The sequence below is a fragment of the Streptomyces sp. NPDC051776 genome (genome assembly GCF_040681345.1).
In the GTDB taxonomy this organism is placed as follows: Bacteria; Actinomycetota; Actinomycetes; order Streptomycetales; family Streptomycetaceae; genus Streptomyces.
On sequence record NZ_JBFAYQ010000033.1, the window covers coordinates 62,450 to 78,938 of the forward strand.

The following is a 16,489-nucleotide window of genomic DNA, read 5'->3' on the forward strand; positions in this document are numbered from 1 at the left end:
ACCATGCCGCGCATCCGGTGTCCGGGCGGCACCGCCCTTGCGGACGGCTCACCGGAAGTCGACGGTCCGCAGTGCAGCGGGGAGCTCGGCCCGGTACGGGATCAGGCCGAGACGGCGCTGCTTGATGGTCGCGGCCATCGTGATGTGAGCCAGTGCAGGCACACCGGCGGGGACCCGGACGATGAGGGCGAGCGACTCGTCACCGACCAGGGGGGTGCTGGCGGTGGCGCTGAACCGCCACTCCGGATCGCTGTCGCGTTCGCCCATGCCGATCACGAACAGTTCCTCGCGACTGTCCTTTTCCGGCGTGCACTCCACACCGGCCTCGACGAGCATGAGCTTGGCGGTCAGTTTCAGATGGGTGGAGGTCGTCACAGGAAACGCTCGCTTCTTCGGCGAGATGGACCAGGCGATCGGCTGTCGATCGACCGGCTCTCTGGGCGCCTCCAGCCGGATACCGATGCCCGCGTCCGCGAACGGAGCCCTGTCGGGAGAAGGGCGGAACGAACAGACCAGGCTGAGGAGCAGGTAGTCGTACTGGCCAGCCTGCGACTCCAGGAAATCCTGCCAGTCCTCGTCGCCCCTCGGCGGCCTGCGCGGCGGTGAGGGGACGTACGACTGGGGTTCCCATCGAGATCCGCCCTGTCAGAGGGGGGTGGGGGGTGGGCGTCTGCAGGAGGAGCGTCGGCACAAGGTCGATGTCGTGGGTCGGCGCTGAGGCTTCGGTCGGCTGGTCGATGAGCGTCATTTGGTTTCTCCGTTGGGGGAATCAGCGGTCGTGCGCCAGTCGCCGATGAAGCAGAAGGCGCCCCAGTCTCGGTAAGCGGGGTAGCGGGTACGGGTCACGGACTGAGCTGTGCGGAAGGCGCTGCGCCGGTCCGGAGCAGCGGCGAGCTGTTCGTACAGCGTGCCGAAGAAATTGGTTGCCACGTCGGGGGCGACCGGCCAGAGGCAGCCGACGATGGCGGCGGCACCGGCCGAGAGGAAGGCGGCGGGCAGGCCGTGCAGGTTGTCGTTGATGTCAAAGCGGCCGAGGGCCGACTCGCAGGCGCTCATGGTGACGAGTTCGACGCCGCGCAGGTCGGTTCTGAGGATGTCGTGGGCGAAGACTCGGCCGTCGTCGCCGTTCGCCGGATCCGGTGCCAAATACAGGCATTGGTGCCAGGGTGCCCACTCGTTGTGCGACCCGTGGGCCGCAACGTGGACGTAGCGGGCTCCCGGGAGCGCTTCGAGGAAACGGCGGGGCCTGGCGGCCGTCCCGAGAACCGGGTCGGCGTCGCCCATCGAGGCGGCGATCCGTGCGGTGTGGGCCTCCAAGGAGTCCGTGCCGCCGCTGTCGAACGCAAAGGCGGCCAACGCCTGACGTGGTGAGTGTGGGGTGGGCCGTGCCGGACGGCTGAGGAAGGCCAGGCTGGGCACCTGGGTGACGGTCCAGTCGTCGGCCACCAGGCGGCCGTCGGCGGAGAGCAGGTGGAAGGGGAGGTAGTGGAGCGGGCCGTTCGGCCAGACGCACAGATGGGTCTTGCCCTCGGTGAGCCAGGAGGGCAGGGCATCGGTGAACCCGGCCAGGTAGGTGCGGGAGTCGTGGGCGAGGACCCGCTGGGCGGTGCGGGTCACTTGGCGGTGCAGTGGGTCTGCGGTGATTTCGCGGCGCAGTTCCGCGATCTGTGGGGCTGCGTGCGACACGTTGAGGGTGTGGCCGGCCTTGAACACCCGGTACAGTCCGCCCTCGATGTCCGGGAACACCGTCGTGCGGCAGGAGAGGCCCTCGCGGGTCACCGCCAGCCCTTGCAGGGCCATGACGGGGTTGGCCGAGCTCTGGTGGCGCACCTGGCTGAGGAAGAGCGAGATCAGCACCGTCTCATTGGGCAGCAGGGCTTGGATTTCGTCGACGTGCAGCAGTGGGAGGTGCGTGGGCTGCCGGGACGTGCGCAGTTCCCGGCTGATCCTGCGATCAGCGGCACGCTGCAGGTTGCGCACTTCGGCCTCGGCATCGCTGTCCGGTTCAGCTTCGCCTGAACCCAGGTAGAACAGCATGACCGTCTCGGTCCCGCCGGGCAGTTCGAAGTCGGGGAGCGGGCCGGGCAGCGCCGCCTCGCCGAGTCGTGCGCGGTCGAGGATCCGGTCCAGAGCCGTCGTGAACTCCAGCGGGCCCGGGTGCCCCGCGGCGATGGTGAAGTCCATGCCTTTCGCGGCTTGGTTTACTGCGGACATCACGGAGAAGTTGACCGTGGTGTCGGTCAGTTTGAAGGTCAGCGACTGGTACAGGTCCCGCAGTTTCCAGTCCACCGTCTCGTCCGTCCCGTGACGTAGGAACACGGACGCCGGGACCAGCGCGTGAGCCGCTCGGTCGGCTGACCTTCCGTCGCAGGCGTGGGCACACTCCAGCCCGGCATCGAGGGAGGCGAGGGCGAGATCGATCTGACCGCACAGGCCGAACTGGAAGGCGGCGGATGCGAAATCACGGGCGGCGGCCTCCGGTTGCTGTTCCCTCTCGGCACGCACGCCCAGATCGTGAGCGAGTACGGCGTCGAGATAGTGCAGCGCGTCGGCGTGCCGCAGGAAGAGCTCCGGCTCCAACCGTCGTGCTTCTTCGATGAGATCGCGGGCGGCTCCGCCTGTCTCAGCCGGATCGGCATGGGCGGCGAGATGAATGAATGTCGCCGCGAGTTCGGCGGCGGACCACCCCTCGGCTTCCGCGCGGGAGCGTACCTCGGCGGCGACTGCGTCCACCGGCGCCGACTCCGGGAAACAGGCCAGCCGGTCGTCGGCGAGGCAGTGCACCTCGCGCGTCCAGCGCAGTTGGCAGTGGGAGTCCAGCGAGAGATCCGGCAGTTCGCGGTCGGCCGCGTCGAGCAGTTGGGCCTGCAGGTCGAGCCGATGGGCCTCGTCGGCGAGGGTAAGTGCCTCGGCGAAGACACATGAGGCTTCGTGCTCGCCCTGTCGCGCCCGGACGGCTGAGAGGGGGACGGGGAGCAGGCCGGGCAGTCCGTCCGGAAGGGCGACTTCGCCGAACAGGTGCAGGACGCGGAGTGTGTACAGACGGCACAGTGGATCGCGCCGCGGGTCCAGGACGTCGAACGCCTTCCGGGCGGTTAGCAGGATCTCCCGGTCGTACGACTCCTCCCGCATCCCGGCGAGGAAGGACAACGCCTCGGCCAGGGACTTGAGGACTCGCCCGAGCGCATGCCCCGACGACAGATCCGCGGCATCCCGGAGGTACCCGACCGCGGCCGCCGCCGCTTCCGCGGGGGACGGCATGTCCGGTCCCGCGGAGTGGGCGGGGTCGTCCGGGTAGAGTGACCGATAACGGTCCTGACGGTCCCGCCAGACGTTGAGCGCGCTGTCGAAGGCCATCCCCGGCATTTCGCCGGAATACGGGCTGAGGTGCAGCAGTCCGGCGGCGAAGAGGGTCTCGGCGAGCTCGTCGGTCTCGTCGCGTTCGTGCAGTACTTCGATCTGGGTCCGCACGGCGTCGTGGGCGCGGCGGAACAGCATCCCGTCGGGACGTCTGACCAGGCTCATTCGCGCGGCCTCGACATAGGCGTCGGCAGCCCTCCACCAAGGGCTCTCGGGCACCGTTCCCCACCGTGCGGAGGCGGCCTCCAGAGCGAGGGTGAGCGCGGGCACCGCATCCTGAGGCGCACCGGAGCCAACGAGGCCCATGGCACCGGCCACCATCGCGTCGACGGCCTCCCGCGAGAGCGCGAAGGCCGGGTCCACGGCACGGCGGACCGCTTCGGCCTCCGGAATGATCCGCGCGACGATCTTCGAGCCCAGCTCGGCGAGGGCCTGGGCTTGGCGCGCACTGTCTGCCGCGAGCGACGGGGCGGCTCTTGCCACCTCACCTTCACGCTCCTCCTCAGGGCCCACAACCGTACGGGCGAGGAGGAGCTGCATTGCCTTGCGGAGGTTCGTGCGGTGGTCCGACTCCCGTCCCGAGGCCGTCTCGAGATCGACCGCCAGGCGCAGCCAGGAGACGGCTTCCCGCAGCAGGCCGACCGCTTCCGGATGGGAGGTCTCCTCCGCGCGACGGCCGAGGGACACGCCGATGCTCGCCGCCGCGTCCGCCTGCTCGGCGGAGCCTTCCGCCGCCTCGGTGAACGCCGTACGCGCGGCGGACTCCGCCGCGGTGAGGTCAGCGTGGTCGGCGGAGAGCCCGAATCGCTCCATGTGGGCGCCCGCGAGGCTCACGCGACGTCGGGCCCGACGGGTGGGCGGCTCCTCGGGAAGCGCGGCCACACTGGTGAGCAGTTCGACAGCGGAGTCGGCATCGGCCAGCCGGTCGACCACCGCGCGGTCGGCGACCACCGCCCGGTGGCGGAAGGCGAGGCCCAGAGTGGTGTCGCGATAGGGGCCAGCAGGGGAGCTGTGGAGCAGGGCTATCGCCTCGTCGAGTACGGACGGATCGCCGCCTTCCTCGGCATCCAGCACGAGATCGCTTGCGTGGTCCACAGGGTCCTGCCACGGATCGTGGCCGGTCTCCTCGGTGAGCTCGCACCACAACGCGCGGGGTACACGCCGGTGATCGACCAGATACAACAGGCCGAAGACATGCATCGCCCTCTTGTGGTCGGCTGTCGACAGCGCAACGTCATCGTGGGCGAGAGACCGTGCCCAGTGGTACGCCGCGACCGTGTGCAGGACGTCGGTGTCCACCGCCCCTTGCTCGTCCAGGGCTTCGCCCGCGACCGCCATCAGTTCAGCGGCGGCCTTGACCCCCGCACCGTCGAGTACGACATCCGGCACCCCGCCGTTACCGAAGGCCCTGACTCTGTCGGCCAGTTCTCTGAGCAGCGCATCCCTCACCCCCGTAACCTCCTGAGCGCCCAGAGTAGGCCAGCCAGCAGTGGTAAGAGCGGTTACTCCTTACGGGCGAAGCGGGTGAGCGGCTTGCGAGGGGTGATGACGAACGTCTCATGTTCGCCCACGTTGCGCAGTTGGGCGAGGTGCTCGGGGTCGGTGAGCCAGGTCGCCCTGAACCACGAAGTCTCCGGTCTCCTCGACCTCGTACAGCGTGGGGGCAGCTGCCGTGCTCCGATGTGGTGCCGATGAACCTGAGCGTCATGTGGCTCTCCATCTGATGGTTGGAGGCTCAGCATGCTGCCGCTCGGGTCTGTTTGGTGGGGGATTGCGGGAGGTTGCGCCGGTAGCCGAGATGCTGGCTGGTTGCGCGCAACGAGGCGCCCGCCTATCTGGGGACGCGAGAAGCCCCCGGACTGCATGTCACGGCTGCGCCGGGGGCTTCTGACTCACGCCTTAGGAACCGCCCACTCGGCGCCCTCAGGCAGAGCCTCCGGGGTGTACAGCACGCGCTCGGGCCGCTGGTTGCCGGGCACGGCGAACACGGTCTTCCCGCGCACGCAGTCACCAGCCTTGACGGTCGCTTCGTAGGGGTATTCGGGCTTGGGGAAGTCGCCGTAGGTCACGCTGCTCGGCTCGATGCGAACGCCGTCCTCGTAGGCGAGGATCCACGGAAAGCGGGTGGTGCCACCGGTGCCCTCCGTGATGCACACCTTGATCTCAAGGGCGGCCTACTCGTAGCCGATGGTGTTGAACTCCTGGTCGGCGGTGGACTGCGCTTTGATGACTTGCTCGTAGCCGAGCACCGTGGCCTTGATGGTGGCTGCTGTGACGGAGTCGTTGAACGTGAGGATCTCGCCGAAGTCTCTCGGCTTGTCCGCAGTCGGACTCGGCTCGGCGCTCCTCTTCGCGGCGACCGACGGCTTCGACGTACTGGCCTTGTCTTCTCTTCTCTGGCGGCTGGTTCGTCGCTGCTGCTCTGGCAGGCGGTGAGCGAGGCGAGGAGCAGGGCTGAGGCTGCGGGCAGTTGTGCGGGTGCGCATGGTCCCCCCTGGACGTGCGTGTTGGACGGCATCATGAGCACTGGCGCACTTCATATGGAGGGGATATGTCTGAATTGTGATCCCGACGGGTGAATCGGCCGCGATGTGATGATGGCAGCGTTTCGGTCTCTCCGCCGACCACGCCGGCTTGCCAGCAGCCACCTGCTCCCGCGAAGCCAGGCAATCTGGTTGTGGCCCGCGACACGTGCGCTTAAGGTGCACGCAGGCAAGGAGCTCGGGATAGGACCTGGGCCACCGCTGGTCTCTTCGAGGTACGGAGCGTCGGAACGCGCCCTCGCCACCGCCTCTCTCCGCATTCTTCATTCTTCCGTGACCGCCAGGCTGCCTCGGCTCGGTGGTCGAAAGGCGTTCTCATGACCGTTTATTCTCAGCACGCGAACCGTGGGAAGACGCAGATCCTGGCGACCTACCTGGGGCCGGGCGGGGTTGAGTCGTCGACTGTGACGAGCCTCGCCACATCCGCTCTTGCGGCACCGATCGTTGACGCGCTCAATCGGATCTCCGCCCTCACCACTGTCCCGGTGAGTATTCATGATCGTCGTGATCACGGGGTGGCGCACTATCCGACGAAGCACCTTGCAGCGCTGACCGACGTGGCTTCGCGCGCCGATCTTCTGAGTGGTGCGCACAGCCTGTGGTACGAGTACACCTGTCTGGAACTCCACCAGGCGCTCGCCGATTTGGACGAAGCTCTGACGGTGGTGCCTGAGCCCATCCGCATCGCGATCAACGTGGAAGTGGAAACGGAAGCACGGCAGTTGTCCGAGGCGCTCGCCGAGTACTCAGAGGGAACTTCCATGCCCGAGACGGAGGGCTGGCGTTCCTGGGACTTCGGCCAACCGTTCGTGACGTATGACGGCGGGGTGGACATGCTGAGCCGTGAGGCACGTGAGCAGCTGGATCGTCTCGAAGAAGGGATCACTCCCGAGGAGCGTGAGGAGGCTGTCGCGAACCTGCGGGTGCTGGTCACCGCCTGCTCTCGTTTCCCTGACATGGTTGGGGGGCTGGAAGAGTCCAACCTTGCGATCTTCGCTGAGCCGTACGATTCAGACGGGTACTACCTGTCTGTCCATGCGCCGGAGCCCGGGGACGACGGCGCCGATTCCTGGCACGTCGAGATCGGCCGCTGGGTCCCCGATGACCCTGACGAGGACTACGAGGATTGCAGCAGCGCAACAGGTAGTGCGGTAGTTCGCTGTGTGCTCCCCACGTCGCCGGGCGCTGATGAGATCGCCCATCTGTTGAACCGGGTCGAAGGTCAGGCGGACCTGCTTGCCAAGTGGGCCGAAACGCGTGTCGGAGGGGTACTCGAGGGGACGCGGTTCGTCGTCACCGAGTGCTACGACGACTGAGCCTCGCCCTCATCATCAGGCGGCCGGCAAACCCATCGGCGGCAGCGCTCGACCTGGTTCTCGATCTAGCTCTCGCCCTCACCGAGTTTGCGGTCAGCCGCCCACGGCGAGTGGGCCATTGCCTCGGAAGTCGCCTCCGGAGTCCTGGCCCGGCGCGCCGAATGCGTGAGCGATGCGTGAGCGGATGGTTCAACACCCATTGGATCAAGCGTCATGTCATCGAGCTCTACAGGTCTCTGGCCAGGGAAAAGCGGATCGAGCGTGATCACGGGTCAGCGACCGTCACGATCTTGCAGGCCCTCGTAATGCGTAGGTCAGGGGTTCGACTCCCCTAGGCGGCTCCACTGAAGCCCAGCTCAGACAGTGCCTGAGCTGGGCTTTTTCGTTCAGCGGACCCGTCGGCGGCGCCGGGAGCGGGCCGCGCGTGCGTCGGCGGTCTCAGTTGTGGTCTCAGTGGGGCCCATGGAGGGGCTCTGCGGAGCGGGTACGAAGAACTCGCCCATGCGCCGCATCGCATCCGTCGATAGGTGAGATCTGCCTTTCACGTACCGCCTTGTCTGGCTGATCTGGGTACCGCAGGATCTCCATGATCGTGGGCATGTCGACGCCCAACTCGTTCAGGATGTGTGCCAGCCGTGTGGCGGCTCCCGTCGTAACGACGGCGTGATCGTCGATCCCGCCGGCTTCCTTGAACAGCTCCTTGAACTCCTCGCAGTCGGCGCGTGGGTCGAGTGACCGACCGTTCGGACGCGAGAACACGACGTCGAACTCCTGCCACAGCTCCCCGGCCGCGGCCCGCATCTCGTCCTGTGCTGCCGTGTGCTCGCGCAGGAACAGGAGGAAGACGGGCGGGATCGGCATGGGGCCCTCGGAGGACTCACTGGAGGCGATGGCAACTCTGTTTCGTGGTCCGGGTGGTACTGCCCTGGACGGCTGAAGTTTCGAACGCACCCGGCCGATACGTGGCCGCTGCCCCCTGCTGAAGCCGTTCCACGCCTTGAGCAGGGGCAGCAGGACCGAGGGGCCTGGTTTACCGGTTGATCGTGGCGAGGTTGGTGGAGCGGTCGACGGCGACGCAATGGGCCTGCGTGCGGCTGCCAGAGGCGTTGAGCGTGAGGTTGTTGGGGTCGCTACAGGTGTTGTTCTGTCGGCCTTCTTGAGCACTGTTCTGCTGGAAGAGGGCGGCGGTGGCTGAGCCGCCCTCGGCCTTGGCTCCTCCGCCGATATCCGTGGTGTGGACGTTGGCGGAGCCGTCCACCGTCTTGCAGCTTTCCCTCAACCGGTTGCTGCTCAGTTCGACCACTGAAGGCGGGAGGTTGGGGTTGGCGCAGTTGTTGTTCTGACGGCCTTCCTGTGCCACATTCTGCTGGTTTACGGTTTCGGTGGTGCTGGAGCCTCCTTCGGCTGCGGCGCCACCGCTTTTGACCACGGTCTTGCGGTTGAAAGAGATGTCCTTGTTCCTGCAACGAATCCCCACTCGGTCCCCTGTCGTGGTGATGGTCGCGTCGCTGTTGGGGTTGTTGCAGGTGTTGTTCTGACGTCCTTCCTGCGCGACGTTCTGTTGGAGCGCAGTACCGGCCGTGGTGGAGCCGCCTTCGGCGCGGGCGCCGCCGCGCGTGACCTGTGTTTGCTTGTTGAATGAGGCGTCCTTGTTGCCGCAGCTGGCCTCCACCCGCCCGCCGTTGACCTCGAGGGAACCAAGATTCATGTTGCTGTTGTGGCAGACGTTGTTCTGTCGGCCGTCCTGCGCGGTGTTCTGCTGGACCAGGTAGCTGGCTGTGCTGGAGCCGCCTTCGGCGCGGGCTCCGCCGCCCTTGATTCGGGTGTGCTTGCTGAACGAGCCGTCCTTGTTCCCGCAAAGGTTTTTCTGGCGGTCGTCCAGGGCCGTGGAGGACAAGTTGGGGTTGGCGCAGTGGTTGTTCTGACGGCCCTCCTGCGCGATGTTCTGCTGGTCCCCACTGAAGTCTGCGCTGCCGCTGGAGCCGCCTTCGGCTCGGGCGCCGCCACCCCGCGTGAGGGTGTGCTTGCTCAACGACGTGTCCTTGTTCCCGCAGCGGCTCTTCACCCGGCCGCCCCCCGTCAAGTTGATCCCCGAGTGGTTGTAGCTGGCGCAGTTGTTGTTCTGCCGGCCGTGTTGCGCGATGTTCTGCTGGCTGACATCGGCGCCGCCGCTACCGCCTTCGGCGCGGGCGCCGCCGCCCTTGATACGGGTGTGCTTGCTGAACGAGGTGTCCTTGTTCCCGCAGCCCGTTGACACCCGGCCCCCGGCGACCGTGATGCTCGAGTTGTTGTTGGGGTTGTCGCAGTTGTTGTTCTGTCGGCCTTCCTGGGCGATGTTCTGCTGGAACAGATCTTCCTCTGCACCGCCGCCTTCGGCTCGGGCGCCGCCGCCCTTGACGCCGGTGTGCTTGCTGAAGGAGCCGTCCCTGTTCCCGCAACGCGTTTCCACCCGGCCCCCGGTCACAGAAAGCGAACCTACGAAACCCTCGCCGCGGGTGCGGCAGTTGTTGTTCTGCCGGCCTTCCTGGGCGATGTTCTGCTGGAGCACATCCACCTCTGCGCTGCCGCCTTCGGCGCGGGCGCCGCCGCCCTTGATACGGATGTGCTTGCTGAACGAGGTGTCCTTGTTCCCGCAACGGCTCTTCTCCTGGCCACCATCCAGGGTGGTAGCGGCGAAGTTAGGGCTGGCGCAGTTGTTGTTCTGCCTGCCCTCCTGCGCAGTGTTCTGCTGGGCCACGGTGGTGGCCGCCACGAGTGTGCTGGAGCCGCCTTCGGCTCGCGCGGCGCCGCCCTTGACGAGGGTGTGTTTGCTGAACGAGAAGTCCTCGTCCGCGCAGCGCGCTTCCACCCGGCCGCCTTCTACGGTGATGGTTGAGTCGTTTTCGTTGTTACAGTTGTTGTTCTGCCTGCCGCGCTGGGCGGTGTTCTGCTGGGCCAGGCTCGTGATCGAGGAGCCGCCTTGTGCCTCTACGGGGCCGTTGTGGATGCGTGAGAACTCGGTCAGCGAGTTGTCTTTGGTCACGCACCGGCCTGTTGCCCGGCTACCGGTGAGCGACTCACCTTCCGTGTCCCCGGTGTTCGGGTTGTTGCAGTTGTTGTTCTGCCGGGAGGACTGCGCGACGTTCTGCTGGAAGACCTCCCCGCCGGTAGAGGATCCGCCCTGTGCACTGGCCTTCGCCTTCCTGCCAGCTGGGCCCGTGTCCGCAAATGCCTTCCCGAAGCCTGTTGCTGTCCATCCGCCTACCTCCAGGACCAGCATCGTGGCTGTCGCGATTCTGTGCACCCGCATGCGGGAACCTCCTTGCGCAATTGATCAGGCCGATACTCCTCCTCAACTCGGTCTCACCATTTCCGTCGTCGCCCCTCCTCCGCCTCTAACCCCAACGGCTCAGGCTCTTCCACCGGATGCCCACCCTCGCTGACACGCGGTGCCCGAGGCTTCGACTCGATTCCTTGCGTCTCATCAGTGCCGTCCCTGCTCGGCACGGTCGTGACCGTGAACATGGCGCGAGCCAAGGCGGTCAGGTGCAGATCGGCCAGTTCGCCTCCGTTGCAAACTGCGGCAACTCACCGACCGGGCGGGCTGGTGTCCATTCCGTTCCCTGGCGGACGGCCACCGCGCAACCGATAGCGGAGGAACAGATAAGACGCCCGCTGCCTCGCGCTGATCAGGCCGGCCGCCTTGTGCACTCCGGGCAGCAGTTCCAGTCCGGCCACCAACCCCGAGCGGGGCGTGTCCGCGCGGCCCGCCAACAGGGGGGACACCGTCAGGAACAACTCATCCAGCAGGCTGTCGCCGATGAGCTGACCGATGACGCGCGGTCCGCCCTCGGTGAGCACGATGGTGTGCCCGCGGGCGCGAACCGCATCGAGCACGTCCGCCATCGGCAGTCCCGGGCCTTCGCCCACGGCCAGAATCGTGCAGGTTGCCGGGAGGCGTCCGTCCAGCCGCCGGGCCCCGGCCCTCGTGGTGGCGATGAGCGTGCCCGCGCGCAAGCCGGGGTGGTCAGCAGGGATGTCGCCGCTCGCGGTGACGACAACCAAGTCCGGCTCAGCGGCACGCCCCAGGCCGTGCCGCAGCTCGGCGAATTCCGTTGCGGCCGCAGGATATGCGTGCTCGGGTGTCCAGTGGTGCCCTGGTGTGGCCCGAAGAGTGCCCGCCCCGATGAGTACCGCATCGGCACAGGCCCGCAGCAGTCCCATGACGAACCGATCCGCCGGTTCCCGGCCGCTGATCGTTGAGCCGGACGAGGGGAATTCCGGGCCGAGGTCGACGACCCCGTCGAGTGAGGCGACGAAGTTTGCGTACAGACAGGGCTCGTTGAAGCCCAGGTTCCCGCCGTAGAGCGCGGCCAGCGTCGACGGCAAGCCCCAGTGGGGCAGTCCGGGTTCCTCGTACAGCGGCTTCAGAGCCTGTGCCGGTGTACTGGTGGCCGGGACGGCTGCGTCATGCTCTGCCACGGTTGGTGCTCCTCAAGCCGCACAGTTCGAAGAACTCGAGTCTCAGCTGGCCCTCGGTGTCGTAGGTACCGCGCCAGTAGGTGGTGCGGGTGCTGGACTCGATCTCGCGGACACCCCGCATCTGCGTGCACAGGTGCACCGCTTCCAGGTGAACGGCGACGCCGTGCGGGAGGAGGATGCGCTCCAGCGCGTCGGCGAGCTGCTGGCCGATGCGCTCCTGCACGGAGAACCGGCGGCAGAACAGCCGCACCAGTCTTGTCAGTTTGGACAGCCCGAGAATGTGTTCGTGCGCGATGTAGCCGACGTAGGCCGTGCCGAAGAACGGCAGACTGTGATGCTCGCACAGGGAGAAGAACGGGATTGGCCCCTCCACCACCTGGCTGATGCGGCAGTCGGGGCCGCCGCGGCACTCGGTGGGGAACGCGGTGACCAGATTCTCGTCGCCCTCGTACCCACTGGTCGCTTCGAAGATCGCGCGGAGGAAGCGGCGTGGTGTGTCGATCGTGGCCGGTGAACCGACCGGCATACCCATGGCGGCGAAGATCTCCCGCATGTACCCCTCGAACTGCTGCCACTGCTCCGGAGGGATGTGCCGGGGGGTGATCGCAGCCCATTCCTCGCTGTCGTACCCAAGATCGTCACCGGCCAGCCCGCCGACCTTCGGCGACCCGGTCAAGGGTTGCTCTTGATCGCTCACCTGTGTCACTTCCTCGGAAGGCCGACGCGCATTCCCTGTGCCGCCGCGAGCTGCGCCGCAGGCACGACTTCGGTGCGCGGACGGCCTCGGCCGTCGTGTGCAGGGCAAGGGTGGCATGGGGGCAGATGCCGTTCGAGGCATCCTCGCCGTGCCCCGCACCATCTCCGTGGTCTTCACCCGACTGACCGCACCGGGACTGCCGTCGTGCCGTCCGTCCGACTGGGACTGCATGATCCGGAGACGTTTCGAAACCGCCCGGATCCACGGCGTGACCAAGGGCCCGAAGTGCGGGTTTGCGGTGGCACGTGCTCTGCCGGAGCCTGGTGGTGTGTTCCGTCGACGCGTTTCGTCTGCGGCGCCCGTTGCGGCGTGGTGCCGGGCGCGAGCGGAAGGTCTTGCGGTTCGGGGTGGTGTGCGCCGGGATTCGGGAGCGTTGCGCCGGGATTCGGGAGCATGGGCCGTCGGTTCCACGAGCACCGATGGTCGTGCGCCACGCCAGCCTTACCGGCGTCACAATGCCGCCCGGTCCACAGGAGACGGCGTGCTTGACCTCCTGCAGCTGAGGCATGCGTCCACTGGGGATTCGCCGAGCTGCCGGCATCAACGACCCGTGAGGAGGCAGCGATGGCGACCAAACCGAAGGTCCGGGTGCGTCGGGTCTACGAGGACCCGGATAACCAGGACGGCACCCGCGTCCTCGTCGACCGTATCTGGCCGCGCGGCCTGACCAAGGACAAAGCGGGCCTCGACGAGTGGTGCAAGGAGGTGGCGCCCTCGACCGAGCTGCGCAAGTGGTACAGCCACGATCCGGAGCGGTTCGAGGAATTCGGCCGCCGCTACCGGGCCGAGTTGCGGGAGCCCGAGCACGCCGAGGCGCTGGTGCACCTCAGGGATCTGGCGAAGAAGCGGACGCTGACACTCCTCACCGCGACGAAGCAGGCGGAGATCAGCGAGGCCGCGGTACTCGCCGACATGTTGCAGAGCTGACGGCGACGTCCCGCCTTCCCGCTGAGGCACAGACCTCGGATGAGGAGGAATCATGACCGATGCGCTCGCCCGTCTGTCCGAGTCGGGAGTATCGATCTGGCTCGACGATCTGAGTCGGCGGAGGCTGACCGACGGAAGCCTGGCGCGGCTCGTCCGGGACCGCCATGTGGTTGGCGTGACGACGAACCCCACGATCTTCGCCAAAGCCATCACCGGAAGCGATGCCTACACCGGCCAACTCACCGACCTCGGGCTGCGCGGAGTGGAGGTCGGAGAGGCCCTACGCGCCCTGACGACCTTCGATGTGCGCCGGGCCTGCGATGTGCTGCGCCCGGTCCACGATGCCACCGGGGGGATCGACGGGCGCGTCTCGATCGAGGTCGACCCGCGCCTTGCGCACCACACGATGCGGACCGTGGCGGAGGCGAGGGCACTGTGGTGGCTGGTGGACCGGCCGAATCTCTTCATCAAGATCCCCGCGGCGAAGCAGGGTCTGGAAGCCATCACCGAGTGTCTCGCCGAGGGCCTCAGCATCAATGTCACCCTCCTTTTCTCGCTCGACCGGTACGACGCGGTCAGTGAGGCATACCTGACCGGAATGGAGCGTGCCCGTGACGCGGGCCATGACTTGTCGGTCATCGCCTCGGTGGCTTCGTTCTTCGTTTCCCGGGTGGACACCGAAATCGACCGGCGGCTGGACAAGGTGGCGATGAGCGGGCCGCTGCGCTGCGGGGCCGCGCGGCGATCGCCAACGCCCGGCTGGCCTACGAGCACTATGAGCGCATGCTGGCCGGCGATCGGTGGAAGTCCCTGGAGAGCGCCGGAGCCCGTCCGCAGCGTCTGCTGTGGGCATCCACCGGCGTCAAGGACCCACAGTACGAAGACACCCGCTATGTCGTCGACTTGATAGCTCCGCACGTCGTCAACACCATGCCGGAGGGGAGGTTGGACGCGGTCGCCGACCACGGGGTCGTACCGGATCGCGGTATCCGCGACACCTACGACGATGCGCACCGGGTGCTGAACGAGCTCGCCGGCCTCGGCATCGACTACGCCGACGTGGTCCAGGTCCTCGGGAACGAAGGCGTCGAGAAGTTCGGCGCCAGCTGGGACCAGCTCGCAGCCCAACTCGCCCGCTCTCTGCAGGATTCCGCCCACCCAAGGGGGCAAGTGTGATGCCGACGCAGCCTGCGTTCGTGATTGTCGGAGCGAGTCTGGCGGGGGCCAAAGCCGCCGAGGCGCTGCGCGAGTACGGCTTCGACGGTCGGATCCAGCTCATTGGTGAGGAAGACGAGCCTCCGTACGAGCGGCCGCCGCTGTCCAAGGGTTACCTGCAGGGCAATGAGGCCCGCGAGACGATCTTCGTGCACGACCTCCAGTGGTACGCCGACCACGGCATCGACCTGCTGCTGGGCACCGAGGTCACCGGGATCGACCGCCAACGGCGTGAGGTCACCACTTCCAGGGGCGACCGGATCGGCTACGACAAACTCCTGCTCGCCACAGGCGCCTCGCCGCGCCACCTTCCGGTGCCCGGGGCGGATCTGGAGGGCGTGCTCTACCTGCGTCGTGTCGGCGACTGCGAACGCATTCGGCGCACCTTCCAGACCTCCTCCAGGATCGTGCTCGTCGGGGGAGGGTGGATCGGCCTGGAAGTGGCCGCCGCCGCCAGAGCCGCCGGCGTGGAAGTGACCGTCCTCGAACCGGGCGAGATGCCGTTGCTGCGCCTCCTCGGTCCGCAGATCGCGCCCGTCTTCGCTGATCTGCATCGCGAGCACGACGTGGACCTGCGGCTCGGCGCTCATATCACCGAGATCTTGGGCGAGGACGGGAGAGCCGGCGGGGTGCGTCTCGCGGACGGTACCCGCATCGACGCGGACTCGGTCATTGTCGGTATCGGCGCAGTCCCCAACACCCGACTCGCCGCGGGAGCAGGCCTGCGTGTCGACAACGGGGTGGTGGTGGGCGCATCGCTGAGTACCTCCGACCCGGACATCCACGCGGTCGGCGATGTGGCGAACGCCTTTCATCCGATGCTCGGCAAGCACATCCGGGTCGAGCACTGGGCCAACGCGCTCAACCAGCCCGACACGGCTGCGCAGTCAATGCTCGGCAAGTCCGCGCTCTACGACCGCGTCCCTTACTTCTTCACCGACCAGTACGACCTGGGTATGGAATACGCCGGTCATGCCGAGCCAGGCCAGTACGACGATGTTGTCGTGCGGGGCGACTTGGGCACACGGGAGTTCATCGCCTTCTGGCTGGCCGACGGCCGGGTGCTGGCCGGCATGAACGTCAACGTCTGGGACGTCACCGAGCAGATCCAGCAACTGGTCCGCTCGGGCAACCGGGTCGACCTGCGCAGACTCACCGACCTGGACGTGCCACTCGACCAGACGGTTTCTGCTTGAAGACCCCCGTCCCGGCTGCCATGGGGAATCAGAGACCGGGAGCCTTGAGCAGTTCGTGAGCTTCGTCGAGAAACTCCTCCCCACCGGTGGCGTGGCGGATTCCGGTCAGTCCACGATCCCGGGCCACGCGGACAAGTGGCGTACAGAATAATGGCGTTGACGCTGACGTGGCCGGGGGCGCGTCTTACTCCTCGCGCTGCGCGGCGGATGGCTTCGCAGAGACGGGCTGCTGGTGCGCCGTCTCTGTCCGCTGGCATGACGGGGGTTGTTCGGGGTGGGGAATCGGCCGACGGATTGGCATGTGCTGGATCTGGAGGAGGATCCGGTTCCGGGTGATCCGGAGCGGGTGAAGTCCCTGGCGCGGCGGTTGCATGATTTCGCCGATGATGTCGGGGACGCCTTGCGGCAGATCAAGGGCATGGCCGGTGATGATGCGCTGCTGAAGTGGGCGGGGAAGTCCGCTGACGCGTTCACGGCGGAGTTCGAGGATGTTCCGAAGAATCTGCGGAAGCTGAAGAAGTCCTACGACCTGGCCGGGGACGCCTTGGCCGCGTACTGGCCGGACTTGGACAAGGCGCAGGACGACTCCCGGCGGGCGCTGGAGAAGGGCCGGGAGGCCCGCCGGAATCTCGCGTCCGCGAACACGCGGCTGGAGACGGCGAACGGGTGGGTGGACCGGGCGTCGAAGAAGGCCAAGGAGTACGAGGACTCGGG

11 protein-coding genes and 2 pseudogenes are annotated in these 16,489 nt (G+C 67.1%); 5 read left to right on the plus strand and 8 right to left on the minus strand.

The window, feature by feature from the left end; translation table 11 throughout:
* Nucleotides 1–48 precede the first annotated feature (48 nt).
* The 4 genes from AB0M26_RS23235 to AB0M26_RS23250 form a co-directional block, all read right to left on the minus strand.
* Nucleotides 49–375, minus strand: coding sequence for a hypothetical protein (locus AB0M26_RS23235; RefSeq protein WP_365263734.1), 327 nt, complete (start codon nucleotides 373–375; stop codon nucleotides 49–51).
* Nucleotides 376–744: 369 nt separating this feature from the next.
* A complete protein-coding gene (locus tag AB0M26_RS23240) occupies nucleotides 745–4,809 on the minus strand; it encodes a CHAT domain-containing protein (RefSeq protein ID WP_365263735.1) in 4,065 nt (1,354 codons plus the stop codon).
* 443 nt (nucleotides 4,810–5,252) lie between these two features.
* On the minus strand, nucleotides 5,253–5,516 hold the full coding sequence (locus AB0M26_RS23245) for a hypothetical protein (RefSeq protein ID WP_365263736.1): 264 nt from the start codon (nucleotides 5,514–5,516) through the stop codon (nucleotides 5,253–5,255).
* Nucleotides 5,517–5,534: 18 nt separating this feature from the next.
* Complete coding sequence (locus tag AB0M26_RS23250) at nucleotides 5,535–5,846, minus strand: hypothetical protein (protein ID WP_365263737.1); 312 nt, start codon at nucleotides 5,844–5,846, stop codon at nucleotides 5,535–5,537.
* A 374-nt stretch (nucleotides 5,847–6,220) separates the two neighbouring features.
* Between AB0M26_RS23250 and AB0M26_RS23255 the strand changes: the two genes are divergently transcribed.
* On the plus strand, nucleotides 6,221–7,219 hold the full coding sequence (locus AB0M26_RS23255) for a hypothetical protein (protein WP_365263738.1): 999 nt from the start codon (nucleotides 6,221–6,223) through the stop codon (nucleotides 7,217–7,219).
* A gap of 386 nt (nucleotides 7,220–7,605) precedes the next feature.
* Here AB0M26_RS23255 and AB0M26_RS23260 read toward each other — a convergent pair.
* From AB0M26_RS23260 to folE, 4 genes and pseudogenes are all read right to left on the minus strand, one after another.
* Nucleotides 7,606–8,101, minus strand: a pseudogene (locus AB0M26_RS23260) (tyrosine-type recombinase/integrase); the annotation flags it as partial.
* Between the two features lie 148 nt (nucleotides 8,102–8,249).
* Nucleotides 8,250–10,508, minus strand: coding sequence for a hypothetical protein (locus tag AB0M26_RS23265; protein ID WP_365263739.1), 2,259 nt, complete (start codon nucleotides 10,506–10,508; stop codon nucleotides 8,250–8,252).
* Nucleotides 10,509–10,786: 278 nt separating this feature from the next.
* Nucleotides 10,787–11,680, minus strand: a complete 894-nt coding sequence (locus AB0M26_RS23270) for a dihydrofolate reductase family protein (RefSeq protein ID WP_365263740.1) — start codon at nucleotides 11,678–11,680, stop codon at nucleotides 10,787–10,789.
* Nucleotides 11,667–12,377 carry a GTP cyclohydrolase I gene (gene folE / locus AB0M26_RS23275; RefSeq protein ID WP_365263741.1) on the minus strand — a complete coding sequence of 237 codons (711 nt, stop codon included), beginning with the start codon at nucleotides 12,375–12,377 and terminating at the stop codon, nucleotides 11,667–11,669. Before folE ends, AB0M26_RS23270 begins: the two co-directional genes overlap by 14 nt.
* A 624-nt stretch (nucleotides 12,378–13,001) precedes the next feature.
* Here folE and AB0M26_RS23280 point away from each other — a divergent pair.
* From AB0M26_RS23280 to AB0M26_RS23295, 4 genes and pseudogenes are all read left to right on the plus strand, one after another.
* Complete coding sequence (locus AB0M26_RS23280; RefSeq protein ID WP_365263742.1) at nucleotides 13,002–13,364, plus strand: DUF488 family protein; 363 nt, start codon at nucleotides 13,002–13,004, stop codon at nucleotides 13,362–13,364.
* A gap of 52 nt (nucleotides 13,365–13,416) precedes the next feature.
* Nucleotides 13,417–14,540 (plus strand): annotated as a pseudogene (gene tal / locus AB0M26_RS23285) (transaldolase).
* Nucleotides 14,540–15,775 carry an FAD-dependent oxidoreductase gene (locus AB0M26_RS23290; RefSeq protein ID WP_365263743.1) on the plus strand — a complete coding sequence of 412 codons (1,236 nt, stop codon included), beginning with the start codon at nucleotides 14,540–14,542 and terminating at the stop codon, nucleotides 15,773–15,775. The pseudogene tal and the gene AB0M26_RS23290 overlap by 1 nt, the downstream one beginning before the upstream one ends.
* A 274-nt stretch (nucleotides 15,776–16,049) precedes the next feature.
* A partial coding sequence (locus AB0M26_RS23295; RefSeq protein ID WP_365263744.1) for a WXG100 family type VII secretion target occupies nucleotides 16,050–16,489 on the plus strand: 440 nt, incomplete at its 3' end.

Coding starts and splice junctions, on each gene's coding strand:
- AB0M26_RS23255 (WP_365263738.1), top strand. CDS start 6,221: ATGACCGTTTATTCTCAGCACGCGAACCGTGGGAAGACGCAGATCCTG.
- AB0M26_RS23265 (WP_365263739.1), bottom strand. CDS start 10,508: ATGCGGGTGCACAGAATCGCGACAGCCACGATGCTGGTCCTGGAGGTA.
- AB0M26_RS23250 (WP_365263737.1), bottom strand. CDS start 5,846: ATGCGCACCCGCACAACTGCCCGCAGCCTCAGCCCTGCTCCTCGCCTC.
- AB0M26_RS23280 (WP_365263742.1), top strand. CDS start 13,002: ATGGCGACCAAACCGAAGGTCCGGGTGCGTCGGGTCTACGAGGACCCG.
- AB0M26_RS23290 (WP_365263743.1), top strand. CDS start 14,540: ATGCCGACGCAGCCTGCGTTCGTGATTGTCGGAGCGAGTCTGGCGGGG.